20 protein-coding genes and 2 pseudogenes are annotated in these 19,129 nt (G+C 64.0%); 12 read left to right on the forward strand and 10 right to left on the reverse strand.

Going from position 1 to position 19,129, the window contains the following annotated elements; all coding sequences use genetic code 11:
• Positions 1-6: 6 nt before the first annotated feature.
• Positions 7-1,170, forward strand: a complete 1,164-nt coding sequence (locus ACLMAJ_RS10855; protein WP_412013456.1) for an MAB_1171c family putative transporter — start codon at positions 7-9, stop codon at positions 1,168-1,170.
• Positions 1,171-1,880: 710 nt separating this feature from the next.
• On the opposite strand, the gene ACLMAJ_RS10860 is transcribed toward ACLMAJ_RS10855, so the two are convergent.
• The gene (locus tag ACLMAJ_RS10860; RefSeq protein WP_412013457.1) at positions 1,881-2,828 is read right to left on the reverse strand and encodes a quinone oxidoreductase family protein; all 948 of its coding nucleotides are present in this window, start codon (positions 2,826-2,828) and stop codon (positions 1,881-1,883) included.
• A gap of 98 nt (positions 2,829-2,926) precedes the next feature.
• On the opposite strand from ACLMAJ_RS10860, the gene ACLMAJ_RS10865 reads away from it, so the two are divergent.
• Entirely contained in the window at positions 2,927-3,367 is a 441-nt protein-coding gene (locus tag ACLMAJ_RS10865) for a MarR family winged helix-turn-helix transcriptional regulator (protein ID WP_412013458.1), read from the forward strand.
• Between the two features lie 238 nt (positions 3,368-3,605).
• Here ACLMAJ_RS10865 and ACLMAJ_RS10870 read toward each other — a convergent pair whose 3' ends face one another.
• On the reverse strand, positions 3,606-3,812 hold the full coding sequence (locus ACLMAJ_RS10870) for a DUF397 domain-containing protein (RefSeq protein ID WP_412013459.1): 207 nt from the start codon (positions 3,810-3,812) through the stop codon (positions 3,606-3,608).
• On the reverse strand, positions 3,809-4,687 hold the full coding sequence (locus ACLMAJ_RS10875) for a helix-turn-helix domain-containing protein (RefSeq protein ID WP_412013460.1): 879 nt from the start codon (positions 4,685-4,687) through the stop codon (positions 3,809-3,811). Before ACLMAJ_RS10875 ends, ACLMAJ_RS10870 begins: the two co-directional genes overlap by 4 nt.
• 1,488 nt (positions 4,688-6,175) lie before the next feature.
• Between ACLMAJ_RS10875 and ACLMAJ_RS10880 the strand changes: the two are divergent.
• The 4 genes and pseudogenes from ACLMAJ_RS10880 to ACLMAJ_RS10895 form a co-directional block, all read left to right on the forward strand.
• Positions 6,176-6,655: pseudogene (locus ACLMAJ_RS10880) on the forward strand (reverse transcriptase domain-containing protein); the annotation flags it as partial.
• A 65-nt stretch (positions 6,656-6,720) separates the two neighbouring features.
• Positions 6,721-7,464, forward strand: coding sequence for a group II intron maturase-specific domain-containing protein (locus ACLMAJ_RS10885; protein WP_412013461.1), 744 nt, complete (start codon positions 6,721-6,723; stop codon positions 7,462-7,464).
• Positions 7,465-7,797: 333 nt separating this feature from the next.
• Positions 7,798-8,055, forward strand: coding sequence for a hypothetical protein (locus ACLMAJ_RS10890; protein ID WP_412013462.1), 258 nt, complete (start codon positions 7,798-7,800; stop codon positions 8,053-8,055).
• 17 nt (positions 8,056-8,072) lie between these two features.
• Entirely contained in the window at positions 8,073-8,270 is a 198-nt protein-coding gene (locus ACLMAJ_RS10895; RefSeq protein ID WP_412013463.1) for a hypothetical protein, read from the forward strand.
• 245 nt (positions 8,271-8,515) lie between these two features.
• Here the strand turns inward: ACLMAJ_RS10895 and ACLMAJ_RS10900 are convergent, their stop codons facing one another.
• The 4 genes and pseudogenes from ACLMAJ_RS10900 to ACLMAJ_RS10915 all read right to left on the reverse strand — a co-directional run.
• Complete coding sequence (locus ACLMAJ_RS10900; protein ID WP_412013464.1) at positions 8,516-8,947, reverse strand: arsenate reductase ArsC; 432 nt, start codon at positions 8,945-8,947, stop codon at positions 8,516-8,518.
• Between the two features lie 75 nt (positions 8,948-9,022).
• Complete coding sequence (arsB, locus tag ACLMAJ_RS10905; protein ID WP_412013465.1) at positions 9,023-10,129, reverse strand: ACR3 family arsenite efflux transporter; 1,107 nt, start codon at positions 10,127-10,129, stop codon at positions 9,023-9,025.
• A complete protein-coding gene (locus ACLMAJ_RS10910) occupies positions 10,126-10,497 on the reverse strand; it encodes an ArsR/SmtB family transcription factor (protein ID WP_412013466.1) in 372 nt (123 codons plus the stop codon). Before ACLMAJ_RS10910 ends, arsB begins: the two co-directional genes overlap by 4 nt.
• A gap of 68 nt (positions 10,498-10,565) precedes the next feature.
• Positions 10,566-10,685, reverse strand: a pseudogene (locus ACLMAJ_RS10915) (ArsR family transcriptional regulator); the annotation flags it as partial.
• A 63-nt stretch (positions 10,686-10,748) separates the two neighbouring features.
• Here ACLMAJ_RS10915 and ACLMAJ_RS10920 point away from each other — a divergent pair.
• On the forward strand, positions 10,749-11,132 hold the full coding sequence (locus ACLMAJ_RS10920) for a nuclear transport factor 2 family protein (RefSeq protein WP_412013467.1): 384 nt from the start codon (positions 10,749-10,751) through the stop codon (positions 11,130-11,132).
• A 256-nt stretch (positions 11,133-11,388) separates the two neighbouring features.
• The gene (locus ACLMAJ_RS10925) at positions 11,389-11,574 is read left to right on the forward strand and encodes a hypothetical protein (RefSeq protein WP_412013468.1); all 186 of its coding nucleotides are present in this window, start codon (positions 11,389-11,391) and stop codon (positions 11,572-11,574) included.
• Between the two features lie 79 nt (positions 11,575-11,653).
• Here ACLMAJ_RS10925 and ACLMAJ_RS10930 read toward each other — a convergent pair whose 3' ends face one another.
• Together ACLMAJ_RS10930 and ACLMAJ_RS10935 are read right to left on the reverse strand one after the other, a co-directional pair.
• The gene (locus ACLMAJ_RS10930) at positions 11,654-12,661 is read right to left on the reverse strand and encodes an alpha/beta hydrolase (RefSeq protein WP_412013469.1); all 1,008 of its coding nucleotides are present in this window, start codon (positions 12,659-12,661) and stop codon (positions 11,654-11,656) included.
• 282 nt (positions 12,662-12,943) lie between these two features.
• Complete coding sequence (locus ACLMAJ_RS10935; RefSeq protein ID WP_412013470.1) at positions 12,944-13,705, reverse strand: NUDIX hydrolase; 762 nt, start codon at positions 13,703-13,705, stop codon at positions 12,944-12,946.
• A 125-nt stretch (positions 13,706-13,830) separates the two neighbouring features.
• Between ACLMAJ_RS10935 and nadA the strand changes: the two genes are divergently transcribed.
• From nadA to nadC, 3 genes are all read left to right on the forward strand, one after another.
• Positions 13,831-14,838, forward strand: coding sequence for a quinolinate synthase NadA (gene nadA, locus ACLMAJ_RS10940; RefSeq protein WP_412013677.1), 1,008 nt, complete (start codon positions 13,831-13,833; stop codon positions 14,836-14,838).
• A 55-nt stretch (positions 14,839-14,893) separates the two neighbouring features.
• The gene (locus ACLMAJ_RS10945) at positions 14,894-16,636 is read left to right on the forward strand and encodes an L-aspartate oxidase (protein ID WP_412013471.1); all 1,743 of its coding nucleotides are present in this window, start codon (positions 14,894-14,896) and stop codon (positions 16,634-16,636) included.
• Positions 16,637-16,774: 138 nt separating this feature from the next.
• A complete protein-coding gene (gene nadC / locus ACLMAJ_RS10950) occupies positions 16,775-17,635 on the forward strand; it encodes a carboxylating nicotinate-nucleotide diphosphorylase (RefSeq protein WP_412013472.1) in 861 nt (286 codons plus the stop codon).
• Positions 17,636-17,657: 22 nt separating this feature from the next.
• On the opposite strand, the gene ACLMAJ_RS10955 is transcribed toward nadC, so the two are convergent.
• Positions 17,658-18,836: a winged helix DNA-binding domain-containing protein gene (locus tag ACLMAJ_RS10955; RefSeq protein WP_412013473.1), complete on the reverse strand. Its 1,179-nt coding sequence runs from the start codon at positions 18,834-18,836 to the stop codon at positions 17,658-17,660.
• Positions 18,837-18,887: 51 nt separating this feature from the next.
• On the opposite strand from ACLMAJ_RS10955, the gene ACLMAJ_RS10960 reads away from it, so the two are divergent.
• Positions 18,888-19,010 carry a hypothetical protein gene (locus tag ACLMAJ_RS10960; RefSeq protein WP_412013474.1) on the forward strand — a complete coding sequence of 41 codons (123 nt, stop codon included), beginning with the start codon at positions 18,888-18,890 and terminating at the stop codon, positions 19,008-19,010.
• The last annotated feature ends 119 nt before the right edge of the window (positions 19,011-19,129 follow it).

Raw genomic sequence — 19,129 nt, forward strand, 5'->3', positions numbered from 1 at the left:
CGTTCGTTGAATTCGTCATGGCCGACGGTCATCTCGCTGCCGCTGGTGGTCTACACCTGGATAGTGGTGATCCTTCGGTTCATCGGCTTCCGTTCGACGCCGATCGACCGCCGCGTCAGCATCGTGTTCCTCTGCCTTGCCATCGGATCCACTCTGCGCGAACCGACGATTCAGCATTGGCTCGCGCAGTCGACGGATGGACGACTGTCGGCAGCGGCACTGTTCCAATACGGCTTGATCATCATGGCCGCGCAGGTCGGCCTGCCGATATTGATCGTCGCGTCGATGCTCGGTCGCGAATATGTGCCCGCCGTCGTACACAGCATCGCGATCGGAACGGCGGTGGCCGCGCTGATACTCGGCAGCGGTGCTCGTCGGCAAGGCATTCTGATCGAGGAGCAGACCGGCTGGGCCCCACTCGGATTCTGGATCGCGCTACTCGTGGTGATGTGGTGGCTCGACGCGCTGGTCGTGTGGCTGTGCGTTACCCAGTTCCGCGCGCGTGGTGACGGCCGCGAGGTCTTCGTGTACTCCGTGGTGCTGCTGCTTCCGTTCCTGCATATCGCCGGGTTCATGCCCGCGCTGATCGGCGCGGTGTACCAAGTGGGCGGCCACGACAATGTCTTCAGTCGAGTACAGGCTTTCTTGGATCGTGACGTCCTGCTGAACCAAACAGCGCTGTTCGCTATCGGATTGACCATTCCCATTGTGCTGCGCCTTGCCAGGCGGTTGGGCTTGGACAGCGCGTCGCGGCACCGTAAGCGCTTGCAGCCGCTGTGGTCGGACCTGACCGCCGCCTGCCCCGAAATCATCTACCGAGACTCGACCGGCACCGGCTTCGGCAGCGAATTCCTACTGCACCGCACGGTGATCGAGATTCGAGACTGCCTGCGCATCCTGTCGCGATACGGCACAGCGGATGCCGCCGTTGCGCTGTCGGCGCAGGCACCGGAGCACGAGGTCATGGAGTTCGCACTCCGGCTCGCGCAGGCGTGTGCGGCCAAGTCCGGTGGTGCGCCGCCGTCCTGCGCGACCAGCCCGATGCCCTCGCTCGCCGGCGATGTCGGCGACGAGATCGCCGAACTCACCGCGCTCGCCGCGTGCTGGGAACGCGCACGCAATGCCGTCGAGAATCAGCCGATCCGGGTCATACCGCTGGTCGCGAATTGACCGAATGTTCCGGTCCGGAACATATCTCTGACTCTTCTAGCTGTGCGTTTACCAGATTTTCGCAATGAGGCCGGAATCTGCCTACCGCTGAGTATCTACTCTCGGTTCTGGTCGGTGGCGGTGCCTTCGACACCAGGAGGGGAGGTGTCGAGCACAGCCAGGGCGCGGTCCGCTCCGAATATTCAACGGTGCCACGGATTCGGAACGCGGCCCCGACACGGTGGATGCCGCCGCCTCCGAGAACGCAGGGGGTTCTTCGGAATCGGCGGCGTCCACCACCGCGGCGTCGGCTGATGGGGGCATCGGCCGACGCCGCCTGTTGATCATGGACCAGTTCGATACGTGCTGGGTGACTGCCGCTCTATCGATGTTCGCGGCAGGTCTTCGATCTGCTGTGACAACAAGGGTTTTCGAAGGCGCAGTCGGGTCTGCCCTCGTCGGCAGCGGTGCTACCCGCTGCCGTTCAGACAGCGAACTCCGCCCATCCATACAACTGTTCCCCGGGAATCAGAACTGAATCTCTCAGTCCGACTCCGTCACGCCACCCGTGAAGGCGTCTGACTCGGCGCACTGTGTGATGGTCGCAGCCCACCAGGTCGGCGGCCTTGCGGTAGCTGCCGGCCTCCTCATTGGTCTTCATCGGACCCGACACCTGGCGGCTCGGGGTGCGTGCGCCACCGCACAGCGCCCCGGGCCGCCGTGGCCTGGCATCATCCGATCCGGATGATGCTCTTGCCATGGGTCGTTCCGTCGGCAAGGGCGTCGATGGCGGTCTCGACGTCGGCCAGCTCGTATTCGGCGGTGATATCGATGCGGACGGTGCCTTCCGCGACCAGTTCCAGGGCACGGCGTGCGCTGTCGGCGAGCTGCTCGGGATGGGTTTGGCTGAGCAGGTTGCTGTTGTAGGTCAACATCGAGGTGCCGTGCATCAGTAGATCGTTGGCCGAGACCGAGACCGGTTCGAAGGTGGCGATGTTGCCGTACACCACGATCCGGCCGTGCGGTGCCAGGCGTTCCAGATTCGCCACGCGGGTCTGGCCGCCGATCGGATCGAGGATCACATCGAACTGCTCGCCCGCGAGCGCGTGCGGGAACTCCTCACGACTGAGGACCTGGTCGTAACCGAACTGCCGGGTGTACTCGACCTGTCCGGGATTTCCCACGACACCCACGACCCGCCCCGCGCCGGCCGCGCGGGCGAACTGCGCCGCTAACGTGCCGACTCCGCCGGCTGCCGCGTGAATTAGCACGCCCTGGCCCGAACGGACACCGGCGACAGCGTTGATCAGGTCGTAGGCGGTGGAGGTGACCCACCCGAACGCGGCGGCGGTGCGCGAGTCCATGGCGGGCGCGGCGATCGCCAGCAGCGAGGACACCACGACCACCTCCGCGAAGGCGCCTGAACCGGTGAGCGCGACAACCTGCTCACCGACGCGCCCCGGATCGACACCGTCGCCGACGGCGATGATCTGCCCGGACGCCTCGAAACCGGGGACGAAGGGACGGGGCGTCGGGAAGTGGCCGTCGCGGACCAGCACGTCACCCCACTGAACACCCGCGTAGGCGACACGGATCGCCACCTCGCCTGCGGCGGCAGCGGGCTCGGCGATCTCGGTCATGCGGAACTTGTCGTCGGTGCCGAGCACTACAGCCTTCATGATTCACAACTTTCTTGGTTGAGTCAGTATCCTGATATTGCCGAAGGTAGCGAGTATCAGATGCCTGAGTCAAGTTAGGGAGTTGATATACCGTGGATATGTCCGCTGAGGAATACCTGTGCACCAGGATCCGCCGCACCGAACAAGCCCTGATGGCCCACCACGAGGCGGTTCTGCGAACCTACCGGCTGACCATGACCCAGTACGCGGTGCTGCTCACCCTCTCTCGCGGTGGAGACCTGTCCGGTGCGCAACTGGCCCGCGCCTGCGGCGTCACCCAGCAGAGCATGGCCACCGTACTCACCGGCATGCAGAACAAGGGCCTCATCGATCGGCAGCCCTCACCCGTGCACGCCAAGGTCATGATCGCCGCCCTCACCGATGACGGTCAGCGCGTCCTCGAAGGGGCCTACCAAAAAGTCAACGTGCTCGAAAAAGCATTCCTCGACAAGTTCACCCCTGCCGAGCACAAACAGTTCACCGACCTGCTCGACCGAGCCACCGAAACCCTGATCGAACAAACTCCCAAGACCGGCTAGATCGACAATCCATCGACCCAACGCCCACCGTCAAAACGAATCGCAGGCTGGGGAGAATCGCTGTCCGCCACCGTGTTATATCTCGTGTCCGCCACCGGGCAGACTCTCGTGTCCACTAACGGTTCCGTCAAGTAGGCAGTGGCACAGCGATTTCCATGCGCCAGAACGTTTGCGTCGAGCTGGCATCCGGCACAAAAAGGCCCCGGAGCGACTCCGAGGCCTTCTGTACATCAGTAGATCAGGGGCGATTGAACTCCCCGTCGGTCACGCCACCCGTGAAGGCATCCCACTCGCCGGGAGTGAAGACCAGCGCGGGCCCGCCAGGATTCTTGGAGTCGCGCACGCCGACCGAGCCGTCGTCCAGGTGCGCGACCTCCACACAGTCTTTCGTGCCACTGCTCCGTGTGCTTTTGAACCAACGTGCCCCGGACAGGTCAACGTTCACGCTGTGTACTCCTCTGCTATTTCGAGAATGAGAGCACGGCTCTCGGCCTCATCTGCCGACAGACGCCGAAGGTCTGTGCAAACCTCACGATACGTCTCGATCTCTTCGGGGCGCTCTAGATATAAGTCACCGGTGAAGCCCTGCACGTACACGACGGGGGGTTCCGTCAAGTACGCAGTGGGATGAGGCGGGAACTCCAGCAGCACAAACGCACCAACCACGACGGCCCGATACGTGCCCGCAGACCCGGGGATCACACGAATCGAGATGTTCGGGAGTTGCCCGACCTCTGCTAGGCGCCTCATCTGATCCGCCATGATCTCGGTGTTGCCTGTGACACGCCGTAGGGTCGACTCGTCCACGAACACGTCCAGCGTGAGCGGGTTGCTCTTGTTCGTCAGCCGCGCTTGTCGACGTGCGCCGATCTCCACCGCTGTCTCTACGTCCTCCGTCCGCATATTCGGATACTCAGTCCAGATCAATGCCCGTCGGTACTCCCTGGTGTGGAGCAGACCCGGCAAGAGCGTGGTTTGAAAGCTTATGATCCGATGCGCGGCATCCTCCAGGCCGACGAACAGGCCGAAGGTCTTGGGGATCGCGTCATCGAACGTATGCCACCACCCCCGCTTTCGCGATTCCTCGGCCAAGGTGAGAATCACCGCCCGTCGCTCATCCGCCACCTCGTACAACTCACATAGCCGTTTCAAGAAGAGTGGGTTCAGTTTGGTCGGCATCGCGTTTTCCATGCGCCAGAACGTTTGCTTGGATACGCCGATGTCTTGCCGTGCCGATTCCGCGCTAACACCTGCCTTGGCACGAAGGTCTCGCAACTGACGAGCGAGTAGCCGCAAGGGGAGGGTTGAACCAGTCGTCATGGGCGCATCTCCGGTGGGTTGCTAACGATCACTGCCCGTTTTGGAACCTCGGGGCTCATATTGGAACCTCAGTCTGCCAGCCGATTTGGAACTTAACAGGAAAACCCGGATTTGCAGGTTCGGAACGTTCCAACAACCCCTGACGTGGTGATGAACTGGGTTGCACCAGGCGGAACCGGCGACTACCAGTGACCCGCCTGGTGCACCTAAACCACAGTCGATGCCCCGGAGGTCGGCAGATGCCGAACAACGAGCTTCCACAACGAGACCCGTTCACCGGGCCACCCAACGCCTATGTAGGCGAAACGAACACCGAGCTACTCGGAGCCGTCGCGTATGCCCTTCGAGAAGGGACCGCACCGCTGAATCGTCCCGGTGCCGGGGTGTCGAGCCCTCCGGCATCGGGCGCACCAACCCCGCTGCCGCGAGCAGAGGTCTTGTGATGGAACACATTCCGTTCGGAGACACCCCGGTGTCCCGGTGCCTGTTCTACCGCAGGGTGTGTGATTTGCCCGCCAACCTCGACCCGCCGAGTCTGGGGCGCATCGTCATGCAAGCAGCGCACGTCGGGGCGTTGACGATGCCCGCATCACTGGGCCAATCGGTCAAACATGACATGGGTCGACGCGGAGCGGCGATCGGTCCGATTGTGTCGCATCCTCGGTCGAACAGATGGTCATTTCTCATTGTGCGCCACGAGGCGCTGTTATCCATATTGGAGGTGAAATGACTCCGAAGTGATTGTGTCGCAGCATGTTTGCTGTAGCTGAGGGCAGTCTGATCCGGGAGACGCCGGGGAGGGCGGGAAGCAGCCCTGACAAAGCCGGGACGTGCCAGCACTGCCGAATGGGGCGGGTCCGGCAAGCGTGGAACAAAGGTGGACGCAAGGAACCAGTGCGTAAAGCCCCTCAAGAAAGCCGTCAGCTCGAATTCGGTGGATATGGGCTGAATCGCGGTGCGCACCCATTCAATTCGTTGGGTGGGGAACTCCTCAACCGAGATAGATGAGGCTCGGTCGGAGGTCACGGTGAATGTCTGCGGCGTAACCGTGACGGTGCCGCAGGGGCAGAGCTGGCCACCTCCTGTTCCGAATGGATAGCAGTGAACGTGGGAACCATCCCGTCCCGCCCGCGGGACGGTCGAATCCATCGACCGATCGCGGGCAGGCTCGTCGTCAGCTGTTGGGGCGCGGATGGGACGGAGGCGTCGTAGTAGTCCGAGAACGGGAAAGCCGTTCACATGGCGAAGGACGCCAGTGGATATCGCGGGAGGGGATTGTAATGGTCGGAGGCACTTGTGAATTCGGGTGAATCATGGCCGGACTTCGACGAAGCCTGGACACGAGTACGGCGGATGCAGGCCAAACTGCACTGGTGGGCGGTCCGGGACCCGGGCCGTGTTTTCGATGATCTGCACAACCTTGTGCACGATCCGGCGTTTCTGACACATGCCTGGGAACGGGTGCACGACAACAAGGGTGGCCGAACGGCCGGGGTCGACGGGATAGTCCCCCGCGAGATCCCGAAAGACTCGACAGTCTTGTTGTCGAGTATTCGAACCGAGTTGAGGGACAGAAGTTTTCGTCCTGATCGGGTTCGGGAAAAGTTGATCCCGAAACCGGGAAACCCGTTGAAGAAACGCCGGTTGGGGATACCAACGGCAGCGGACCGGATCGTTCAGGCGTCGCTGAAGTTGGTGTTGGAGCCGATCTTCGAGGCCGATTTCCAGCCCAGCTCGTATGGGTTTCGGCCGAGAAGGCGCGCTCAGGACGCGATCGCCGAGATCTATCACTTCGGGACTCAGGGTTATAGGTGGGTGCTCGAAGCCGATATCGAGGCGTGTTTCGACCGGATCGACCACACGGCTCTGATGGGCCGGATGCGTCACCGGATTGCAGACAAACGTGTTCTTGCCCTGGTCAAGTCGTTCCTGAAGTCGGGCATTCTGTCTGAGGACGGCCTGGATCGGGACACCTCCACGGGGACCCCGCAAGGCGGCATCCTGTCCCCGCTACTGGCGAATATCGCCCGTCCGTGCTGGACGAGCATTACCAGCACAAATGGGACGCTATCGGCGGGGACACTGGGACGCGGGCCAGAGGTCGGCGCAATTATCTGCGCCGGACAGGGGGCGCGACCTACCGGATCGTCCGTTACGCGGACGATTTCGTGGTCCTGGTCAACGGCGAACAGCATCATGCCGAACACGCCAGAATCGAAGTCGCGCAAATACTGGCACCGATGGGATTACAGCTGTCGGAGCCGAAAACCTGTGTGCTGCATATGGATGAAGGGTTCGACTTCCTCGGCTGGCGCATCCAGCGCCGAACGAAGGCGGGCACAACCCGGAAGGTGATCTATACCTACCCGTCGAAGAAGTCGTTGGCTTCGATCGTCGGCAAAGTCCGGTATATCACCCGCAGATCAGGGTCACCCTATATGTCGCTCGAACATCTCCTCAAACACCTGAACACTGTGGTTCGGGGTTGGTGTCGATATTTCCGACACGGAGTTTCCGCCGCCACCTACCGATATCTCTACAGCTATTTGTGGAAGTCGGTCATTCGGTGGCTTCGTGTGAGACACCGAGGCCTGGGTTGGCGAAAGATCAAGCGCCGCTACCTGACCGGGTATCCGGCGCACCGCCCAGAAGAGAATGGAACCGCGCTCTATAACCCCCAGGACATCGTGATCGAACGATACCGATACCGGGGTTACGCGATCCCGACACCATGGACCGTCCCAGCGGCATTACTCGAAGCAGGCACATCAGCATGATGTCCATGGAGAGCCGGATGCGGGGAAACTCGCACGTCCGGTTCGGAGGGCGGCCACAAGAAACGGACCGGGAGCAATCCCGGCACCGCGCTCGTGGTCGACCCTACCGACCCGATGTGCCCGATGATGTGCCGTTGTTCGCGGATCTGTTCCGGCACAACGTGTCTGTGACCCGCGACGGTGGCACGGTGGCGTTGCCGTCCCCGACCGCGCAATCCGGTGCGATCAGGCGATGGATCGAACCCCCGCGTGACACCTTCCGACCTTCTGGTCTTTTGGTCATCGAGTCGGTTCGTGCGTGTTTGGGACCGGGCAAGGTGCGGGCGGTGGCTCGTGTCCGATGACGTCGTGGCACATATGCCCGAAGGCGAAATCGCCTCGTCTGTGCGGGAACTGCTCACGGTGTTCCATGAGGACACTCGCGCGAAGCTCGAGCTGGCTCCGGTGGATAGTCGGCCGACCTTGCACATGACAGATGGGATGGTCTGTGCGGTTGACGCGAACGGTTGGCCCGAATGGTACGACGACCTCGACAAGCTGGAAGCTCTCCCCGCACGGCCGATCAGCGTCCGAGACACGGAAACACTATGAGTGCCAACGGATCCCCGATGCCGGACGAAAAGGATGTTCACCTGAGCGTATTCCTGCATGGCGTGCGAATGGATTTCGCCGCGTGCCTGACTGCGGCACTATGCTTCGTCGAAGACCACCGATCACGTCATTACGTCGACGCTGTGAACGTGATCCCCGGCGATACGAGCGGATTTCCGCGCCTTCCTTGCGCGAGCCTCTACCTCGGCCGATGAGATGAGACTCGGACCGAGAACGCGCATAGACGAGAAACGGAGGCATCAACGTGGGGAATTAGCGGATGGATCTCGGCGTGGAAGTCGAGCAGACCGCATGGGGTAAATGGCTCGACCTGAACCGGCGAGCGGTACAGGTCCAGAAGTTTGTGGAACGCGCGAATTTGCAAGGTATTCCGTCGAAACCATGGCCAGAAGGCTCACCGGATGTGAAACAAATTGCCACTGTTGTAGCGGACCCTCCGCTATCCAGGGCCTTTGTCTGTGAGGATTCGGGGCGGTAGCAACTCGCCAATCAGATCCGCTACGCGCGCTTTGATCTGATCACGAATGGGCCGTATGGCTTCGAGGCCTTTACCCGCTGGGTCGTCGAGGACCCAATCCCGGTAGCTGACACCGGGGAAGACTGGGCAGGTATCGCCGCAGCCCATGGTGATGACGACGTCGGAGGCTTCGACCGTGTCGTAGGTGAGGATCTTCGGGGATTGGTTGGAGATGTCGATGCCGAGTTCGGCCATCGCTTCAACGGCGGCCGGGTTGATGGTGTCGGCTGGTGCGCTGCCCGCAGAGCGGACCTCGATGCCATCACCGGCGAGGTGGGCGAGGAATCCGGCGGCCATCTGGGAGCGTCCGGCGTTGTGGACACAGACGAACAGGACGCTGGGCTTGGAAACCATGGAAGACAACGCCTTTCGATATCTGGGATTTGCCGCCGTTCTTGACGCAGACGAACAGCACGGCAGGTGTCGTGCTCACTGCTGCGACGCCCCTTCCGTAGCGGTGGTAGCAGCGGGGGCCGCCCGAAATCGGCTGCGCAGTGCGAGGGACACGTAGACCAGGCCGACGAGGACAGGGACCTCGATCAGTGGCCCGACGACTCCGGCGAGGGCTTGCCCAGAGGTGGCGCCGTAGGTGGCGATCGCGACGGCGATGGCGAGCTCGAAGTTGTTGCCCGCAGCCGTGAACGCCAGCGTGGTCGTGCGCCGGTAGCCGAGGTCCATAGCCGCACCGAGGAGGTAGCCGCCGCCCCACATGATCGCGAAGTAGGCCAGCAGCGGGATCGCGATTCGCACGACATCCAGCGGCTGGGAGGTGATCTGCTTGCCTTGCAGCGCAAACAGAATCACGATCGTGAACAGTAACCCGTAGAGCGCCCACGGCCCGATCTTCGGGAGGAACTTCGCTTCGTACCAGTCACGGCCTTCGGTGCGTTCGCCGAAGCGGCGGGTGAGGAACCCCGCCAACAAGGGGATGCCGAGGAAGATCAGTACTGATTTCGCGATTTGCCATGGTGAGGTGTCGATCGTGGTCTGTTCGAGGCCGAGCCGGCCGGGCAGCACCGAGAGGTAGAACCAGCCGAGCACGGCGAACATGATCACCTGGAACACCGAGTTCAACGCGACCAGCACCGCAGCGGCTTCACGGTCTCCGCAGGCGAGGTCGTTCCAGATGATCACCATCGCGATGCAGCGGGCGAGACCGACGATGATCAGGCCGGTCCGGTATTCGGGCAGATCCGGCAGCAGCAGCCACGCAAGGGCAAACATCAGCGCGGGACCGAGCACCCAGTTCAATACCAGCGAACCAACCAAAAGCTTGCGGTCGCCGGTCACGGTATCGAGGCGGTCATAGCGGACCTTCGCCAGTACCGGGTACATCATGATCAGCAGTCCGATCGCGATCGGCAGCGAAATCCCGTCGATCTCGACCGCGCTCAACGCGTCACCCAGTCCGGGGATCATCCGGCCGAGTAGTAGTCCGGCGGCTATCGCGACGCCGATCCATACCGGCAGGAACCGGTCCAGGGTGGACAGTTTGCCGACGACGCCGTGTTCGGCGGTAGCCGTTTCCGAGCTCACGCGCTCACTCCCGCGCCGCTTTCGATCAGCAAGACATCCGAGAGGCGTTGCAGTGCTTCAGGAACGACCCTGTAGTACACCCAGGAGGCTCGCCGCTCGCTGATCAGCAGCCCGGCCTCACGCAGCACTTTGAGGTGATGGGAAATGGTCGGCTGGCTGATGTCGAATCCATCTGACACGTCGCAGACACATGCCTCCTGGCCCGTGCGAGAAGCGATCGAACTCAACAACCGCAACCGCACAGGATCGGCCAACGCCTTGAATGCGCTCGCCAACTGCGCGGCGTCGCCGGGCGACAGTGGTTGCCTTGCCAACGGGGCGGCCGAACACGCCTGGACAGGTGTGATCGTCAGCTTTGACTTCGACATGCATCGATATTGACGTCCATCGATTCCGAAGGCAAGCGAACATTGAGTAAACAAACACGGCATGGTGAACCTGACGAAGAGAAACGCGCCGATATGGCGCGGTTCTCCGGGAAGATCGAGGTCTGCAAGGTCCATAGCCCGGCCTCGTCGGCGGCGATCACCTGCTTGTGCAGCAAAGCTTTGCCGACGGATTCCGCGAAGAGGTTCCGTTCGTCCAAGACAGGGGCATGGGATCAGCCGATGCTCGAGGTATGGATCCGAAGAATGAATTCCAGGCGTTGGTCGACAAATGGGCTGTAGCGATTGTCGCCAACGACGCTGACGCCATCGGCAGTTTCGCCACGCTCGACTGGATACTGACCGGCCCAGAAGGCGGCCCCGGAAATCGCGAACAGTTCCTTTCGGTGGTCGCCTCCGGCGATCTGACACACTCTGAGATGGCGTTCGAAGTGCTCGAGGCGCGGGTATTCGGCGACGTGGCAGTGGTGCTCGCACACGGGACGAACAGAGGAGCCTGGCGTGGCGAGCCGTTCACTGCCGACGAGTGGGTCACCGAGGTGTTCATCCGCGAGGCTGGCGCCTGGTTGTGCACGATGAGCGCGCTCACCCCCAACTACGCGGCAGCTGCCGATTGATCCGAGGCTAGAGCTCGTTACCTCGAACAGAACCCTCGACACCACGTTCTCGACCATGCCCAGCCCTCGCCTGCACCCGACCAACGCTGAATCGAAATCCCTTGGGCTGTAACAGTAGCCAGCGCAAGGTCAAACGTCGTAGAAGGCCCGATGGTGTTGTCCGGGCCGATAAATAAGTGGAAAGCGAACTGCTGGCGCGGATACCGTGGATCGGCAGTCGGTTCGACAGGTCGACTGCGGGAAGGAGGTGTTGGCTATGAACGAACGCAACCAGGCATTGGTGCTTGCGGGGATGTACCCGGAGCAGGCTGGCGAGCGGCCGGATTTGGTGGCGTGGCGGCGGCGCGATGCGCTGCGCCGGTCCAGTGCCGCGCAGCCTGTTCCCAGTAATCGGCAGTATCGCCGGACGCGGAAACATAAGAACCAGTCGCAGGATTCGTGACGCTGGGCGATCAACCAATGGCTTCGACACGAGTGAGGGCGGGCCACCAGGCCCGCCCTCATCTACTTTGACACAGGCCCTAGACGCCGAGGCCCGCCTTCAGACTCGGCCAGGATTTGGGCAGTGCGGTCTTCCAGTACGGCCATGAGTGGACGCCGACGGCGGCCCAGTCGGTTGAAACGTCGGCACCAGAGAGTCCCATGGCGGTCCCGGTGGCGGCGGTGCAGTTATGGGAGACATTTTCAATCTCGCTCGCCCGAAATGGGTCATTGGGCCACGACCATTTTCCGTCGAACAGGGCATCATCGAGGCCGGGCACGCCGGTGCCGACGTAGAGGTGGACCGGTTTGCCGCGCAGTGCGTCGAGGTGTTTCATCGGGTCGTGCGCGTCCCACTCTGGACTGCTCGCGGAACCCCACATGTTGTCCGGGTTTCCGCCTTTCGCTTCGACCACGGGGCGCACCGAGAGTTGGCCGACACCGTCGGTGGAGTAGCAACCGCTGAAGGCTGCCAGGGCTCGGAACATCTTGGGGTGGCGCACGGCGAGAATGGCTGCCGCTCCCGCTCCCATCGAGAGTCCGCCGACGGCGTAGACCCCGTTGCCCTTCAACTCACGGTCGATCAGCGGGGGCAGCTCCGAGGTGAGAAAGGTTTCCCACTTTTGGTGTCCGATTTTGGGATCATCCTGCAACCAGTCGGTGTAGTAGGTTCCCCCGCCGCCGACCGGCATCACCACGTTGACCGGCTTGTTGGCGAAGAACTCCTTGGCGCCGCCGCGCAGCGTCCAGGTGCTTGCCGACTGAGATTCCGACGCCCCGTTTCCGTCCAGTAGCAGCAAGGTCGGCCGGGATGCCGACTGGTTCGCGGGTACCAGCACATCGAGGTGAATGGTCCGCTTCATCGCGGGGGAGTGCACGTACATCTGCCATTGCTGCGGGGAGGTGCGGTCGATCCGCTCGACGGTGGCCTCCGCGTGCGCCGGAGCGACAACGAACAACGGCGCGACCGCGACCGCGACGGCCGCGGCAACCGACGCTATTCGTCGGTAGCCCCGACGTCCTCGCAATACCGACACACGCAAATCCATGCTGCAAACCTCATCGACGGGTTGGCCCCCGTCGGAGGCCGTGAATTTTTCTCGTCGACAATGTCATGAAACGTCAAGTGCCAGGCGTCATCGGATTCCCACCGTTGGTGATCAAGTCGGGAGCGGACCGCGGTAAGGGTGGGACTGCCTGCCCCGCCTTTTGGACGGTTTGCATCTCGAGCTGAACGGTGGCGAGCTGCGGTCCTGCATTCGTCTGCCGGGTTCGGACCACGAGCAGCGGAGTGAGCTGAGGGGTGGAGAGGACCATCCAGCCCGCGCCGATTACGTCGGAGGTCGCAGCGCCGCGAATTCGTCGGTGACGCGGAGGCCGGAGTCGGTGAATCGGTAGACGGCGGCGGGGCGACCACCCGCGCGGCCGGGGGCGGTGGTCGCGCCGGTGGGGGTGATCACTCTGCGGCGGGTGAGGACTCGTTGCAGGTTGGTGGTGTCGACGTCGTAGCCGAGTGCGGCGCAATAGATTTCGCGAAGGGTGGACATGGTGAAGCGGTCGGGGGCCAATGCGAAGGCGATGTTGGTGTAGGAGAGTTTCGCGGCAAGTCGGGTGCGGGCGTGGTCGACGACCGTGCCGTGGTCGAAGGACATGTTGGGCGGCAGGGCCGAGACGGGGTGCCACGCGGTGTCGGAGGGCACCTGCGGGTCCGCGGTGAGTGGGACGAGTCCGAGGTAGGCCGAGGCGATGCGGCGCGGGTGCGGGACTCGGTCGGGGGCGCTGAAGACCGACAGCTGCTCGAGGTGTGTCAGCTCTCGCACGTCGACCTTTTCGGCGAGTTGGCGCCGGGCCGAGTCGTCGAGGTCTTCGTCCTCGCGCAGCCGCCCGCCCGGTAGGGACCAGGTGCCCTTCTGTGGGTCGAGTGCGCGCTGCCACAGCAGCACGGCGAGTTCGGTTCGCTGATCGGGTGGGCAGCGTTGGGTGACCTCGCCTGCGCGCTCTGCGGGGTCGGGACCTGCGGTGATATCGGAGGGGAAGCGCCGAACCTGGAACACCGCGGTGAGCGATTCGTGGATGGTGTTACTATGAGGCACGTTTTCGATTATAAGTCGAAAACCTGGTTTGGTGCGAATTCGGCGGACTTGCCGAGCGCATGGAGGAAGGAGCCATCATGGTGACGATGGGAGCGAAGCTCGCGACCGCGCCTGGCACCACGCTGATGGAGCAGGTCATCGACGGGCCATCGGGGTTCACCGGGATCGACGGGACGCCCGAGTGGGCGCAGGAGATCAAGCGGCTGGCGCGCGAGCGCAACGCCACGATTCTCGCGCACAACTATCAGCTGCCCGAGATCCAGGACGTGGCCGATCACGTCGGTGACTCGCTGGCACTGTCGCGAATCGCGGCCGAGGCGCCCGAGGACACCATCGTGTTCTGTGGGGTGCACTTCATGGCGGAGACGGCCAAGATCCTCAGCCCGGAGAAGACCGTGCTGATCCCGGACCAGCGGGCAGGCTGTTCGCTCGCCGATTCCATCACCGCGGACGAACTGCGGGCATGGAAGGCCGAATTCCCGAACGCCGTGGTGGTGTCGTATGTGAACACCACGGCCGCGGTGAAGGCACTCACCGACATCTGCTGCACGTCCTCGAACGCCGTCGACGTGGTCGCCTCCATCGATCCGGACCGCGAGGTGCTTTTCCTGCCCGACCAGTTCTTGGGCGCGCACGTCAAGCGGGTCACCGGCCGGGAGAACATGCAGATCTGGGCTGGGGAATGCCACGTGCACGCGGGCATCAACGGCGAGGAACTCCAAGAGCAGGCCCGCACCCACCCGGACGCCGAACTGTTCGTACACCCCGAATGCGGTTGCGCCACTTCGGCGTTGTACCTCGCGGGCGAGGGCTCGTTCCCGGCCGACCGGGTGCACATCCTGTCCACCGGCGGCATGATCGACGCGGCCAAGGCCGCCAAGTCGAGCCAGGTGCTCGTCGCCACCGAGGTCGGCATGCTGCACCAACTGCGCAAGGCCGCCCCCGGCATCGACTTCCAGGCCGTCAACGACCGCGCCTCGTGCAAGTACATGAAGATGATCACCCCGGCCGCCTTGCTCCGTGCACTGGTGGAGAATCGCGACGAGGTGCATGTCGACTTGGAAACCGCTGCGTTAGCGCGGAATTCGGTGCAGCGCATGATCGAGATCGGCACTTCGGGTGGTGGGGAATGACCGCTGCGTTCGAGGTGAGCGTGCGGCACGCGCTCGTCCGGATCGGCCGGGGCGCATGACAATCGCGCCGCCCGAGATCGAGTGGGAGGCTGAAGCGGACCTGGTAGTGATCGGTGGCGGGGTCGCGGGGCTCACCGCGGCGCGCACCGCGTCGCTGCGCGGCATGCGGGTGCTCATCCTCAGCAAAGGCGGAGCCACCGATACCTCCACCCAGTACGCCCAGGGTGGGATAGCTGTCGTTGCGCCGCAAGAGGATTCGGTGGAATCCCATGTGGAGGACACGGTCGAGGCCGGTGCCGGGCTGTGCGATGTGGACGCGGTGCGCTCGATCGTCGAAGGCGGGCAGGACGCCGTTGCCGCGTTGACGGATCTGGGTGCGGTGTTCGATCTCGGCCGGGACGGCCAGATCTCGCGCACCCGCGAAGGCGGGCACAGCACTCGACGGATCATCCACGCAGGCGGCGACGCCACCGGTGCGGAGGTGCAGCGCGCCCTGAACGCCGCCGGTCTGCCGGTCATGTTCGGCACCGCGGCGCTGGAGATCGTCACCGGTCCCGGCGGCGTTCAGGGCGTGATCGCGGTGTCCGAGCGCGGATTCGGGGTCGTGCACGCACCCGCGGTGCTGTTGGCCACCGGTGGGCTCGGTCAGCTGTACGCGCTCAGCACCAACCCGCAGGGCGCGACCGCGGACGGCATCGCGCTGGCCTTATGGGCCGGAGCGACCGTCGCCGACCTCGAATTCGTGCAGTTCCACCCCACGGTGCTCTACACGCCAGGCGGAACCGGCCGCAGACCGCTGATCAGCGAGGCCGTTCGGGGCGAGGGCGCGACACTGGTGGATTCCGAAGGCAATTCGGTGACCGAGGGTGTGCACCCGAGCGGTGACCTCGCACCACGCGATGTGGTGTCGCGAGCCATCGCCGAACGAATGCGGGCCCTGGACACCGACCATGTGTACCTCGACGCTCGATCCATAGTCGGCTTCCCGCAACGGTTTCCGACGATCACCGCCGCCTGCCTGGCCGCGGGCATCGACCCGCAAAAAGACCTCATCCCGGTCGCCCCCGCCGCGCACTACCAATGTGGCGGCGTAGTCACCGACACGCACGGTCGCACCGCTGTTCCCGGCTTGTACGCCGCGGGCGAGGTGGCGCGAACCGGCCTGCACGGCGCCAACCGCCTCGGCTCCAACAGCCTCCTGGAAGGGTTGGTGGTCGGCGAACGCGCCGGAGTCGCCGCCGCCGAACGGCTCGGCGAAGAAGTACCCATCACGGAAATTCCGCTGCGCGCGGTACCTCGCGTCGACCGAACACTGGTGCAGCAGTTGATGACCGCGCACGGCTCCGTCGTCCGCGAGGCCGCTGGCCTGTCCGATGCGACACGTAAACTGGAGGCCGCGGTCCTGCACCGCGTGACGCGCAGGGGCCACGGATCCGGCGATTCAGCAACAAGTGACCGCATCGCAGCGCTCGACGATGCGACGGTGCAAGCGGTGCCCAACGGCGTTGCGGCGCTACCTGGTCTTCAGGATCGGACCCCTAATAGTGTTGCGGCGCAACGTATCAACGATTTCGAAGATGCCGCACTGACGTTGACCGCCCGAGTGCTACTGCTCGCCGCGGCGGCGCGCACCGAAAGCCGTGGCTGCCATACCCGCGACGACCACCCGGAGTCGACGGAACATCTGCGATACAGCGTCGCATTCCGTCTCGGCTCGGAAGGCCAACCGGTCCAAGCCCCCGACGGATTCGCCGTGGCCGACCCTTGGCCCCGCGACTCCCTACCGAGCGCGTCATGACCCCCGCTCGGGCGACGAGTGGCACCTGCCGACGCCGATGTGCGGGAGGTGCCCACCGTGGTGTGCTTCCGAACACGAGTCGTGGCCTTTTGAATGCTGTCCGTGGGTTGTGCGGGCATGGAGAGTAGGAGTGCAGTGATGGGGCTCGACAGTGAACTCGGGCGCGATGAGGTGCTCGCGCTTATTCGGACCGCACTGGATGAGGACCTGCGGTATGGGCCCGATATCACCACCGCGGCAACAGTTCCGGCGGATGCGGTGGTGAAGGCGTCGGTGGTGTCGCGGCAGCCGGGGACGGTCGCCGGACTCGATGTGGGGTTGCTCGTCCTCGACGAGGTGATCGGAGCGGGGAAATATCAGATCATCGGCCGGGTTGCCGACGGAACACGGGTAACGCCGGGACAATCGGTGCTCGGGCTGGTTGCGCCGACGCGCGGTCTGCTCACCGCTGAGCGCACCATGCTCAACCTGGTCTGCCACCTGTCCGGCATCGCAACGGCCACCGCCGCCTGGGTGGACGAGGTCGCGGGCACGAACTGCCGGATCCGCGACAGCCGAAAAACACTGCCCGGCCTGCGCGCGCTGCAAAAGTACGCGGTCAGGGTCGGCGGAGGAGTCAATCATCGGATGGGTCTCGGCGACGCGGCGCTGATCAAAGACAACCATGCGGTCGCCGCCGGTTCGGTGGTCGCCGCCCTGCGCGCGGTGCGCGATATGGCGCCCGACATCGCCTGCGAAGTCGAGGTCGACAGCCTCGAACAACTGGACGCGGTCCTCGCCGAAAACGTGGAACTCGTACTGCTGGACAACTTTCCACTCTGGCAGACCCAGGCTGCGGTCCAACGCCGCGACAACAAGGCCCCGCAGACCGAACTCGAATCCTCGGGCGGCCTGACCCTCGCCGACGCCGCCGACTACGCCCGCACCGGCGTCGACTACTTGGCGGTGGGCGCACTCACCCACTCGGTGCGCGTGCTCGACCTCGGTCTCGACATGTAGGAGCGGGCAGTGCGGCTTCCTCTCACGCCGTGAGTTCACGCTCGAGCGGGGTGCGAAAGCGGGGGATGGCGCGGACATCGCCGAACCAGGTGGTGGTGCGTGCGGCTTCGGCTTCGATCATCGCTCGGGCATCGGAGCCGACGTCTTCCAGTAGGCGGTAGACGATTTCGCCGTCCTTGCGCTGGGCCCAGCCGCCGATGATGCGGCCGTCGCACCAGATGCTCGGGCCGATATTGCCGTTGCTGTCGAACAGGACTGGCGCGTGCGGGCCGAGGTACCAGTCGCGGGATTGCCAGCCCATGGGGGTGGGGTCGAGGGCGGGTAGTAGTGAGACCCAGGGGTCGGGGGTGGGGACCGGCTCGAGATCGTCGGCGAGCAGGATTCCGGTGGCACCGTCCAGGTCTACCTCGACGGTGTCGAGGAGGGCGAGGGCCTTGCGGACTTCGCCGAGGGGCCAGCCGGTCCACCATTTGATATCTGTGATCGGAGCGGGTCCGAAGGCGGACAACCACTTTCGGACCAGCTCGGCGCGGGCGAGGTCGGCGGGCATTGTCTCGACACCACCCGGCAGCCACGATTCCACTGGGGCCCAGGTGTATTGACTGCTGGTCCAGCCCCCGTTGGGGCGTCCGCGCACGATGCGGCCTTCGGCACCGAGGATCACGAGCACCCAGGTGGTGATGCTGGTCGGCTTCGAATACGACTTCCCCGGCGACGTATCCACCTGCGTGCGCAACCGAGGCACGTCCTTGCTCAACTGTGCGCCGGTCGCCGCACCGCGAGCCAGCAGCGCCTTGTGGGTTTCGTCTTCGACATCAGCGAGCCATTCGCGAACATCGCCGTCGACCACACCGGCTACCTCGATGAACCTGCTGTAGGTGCGCCGTTGCTTCTCGGCAAGCGCGTCTGCGCACGACGCCTGTAGCACCGGCAACAGCTCCACCGGCGCGATGAACATGGTGCGCCGCATAGCGAGCAGCCGCAGCAGCGTGCGGTCCTCGTACAGCGCCTGCTCGACGTGCGCGGGCGTCGCGGTGTGGCTGCGGGCACCGAGTGATAGGAACACCGTGCCCGGGTCGGTCGCGTGCAGAACGACCAGAGACTGGGCGATATCGGTGACGTCATCGGTCCTGGAGGCAGTGGCCAGACGGTGCCTGACCCCGAGCCTGGCTCGCCGCTGGGCCGCATCAATCGAACGCATAGGCGAATCTTAGCCGGGCTCAGTTCGTGCTACCGCGAACTGCCCGGAGCTATGACGACAGGTCGTGTCGCCCGGCTGCTCGGCGTCTCCGACGCCGCCACCCAGCCCCACAAGGGGCAACCCGACCCCGCCGTGGCCGAGATGGCTCGCAAGATCACCGCAGCCGTCGGCTGACCAGGCGGCCGAGCCGGTCAGCCGACGAACCGAACATCTCGAACCCGTACGCCTCGAGGCGGTCGTGCTCAAAATCGTTCGATACCAACCCCTTCCACGTGAAAGTGGTGTCAAATTTC

It is taken from the genome of Nocardia arseniciresistens (assembly GCF_046764875.1).
GTDB classification, from domain to species: Bacteria; Actinomycetota; Actinomycetes; order Mycobacteriales; family Mycobacteriaceae; genus Nocardia; species Nocardia arseniciresistens.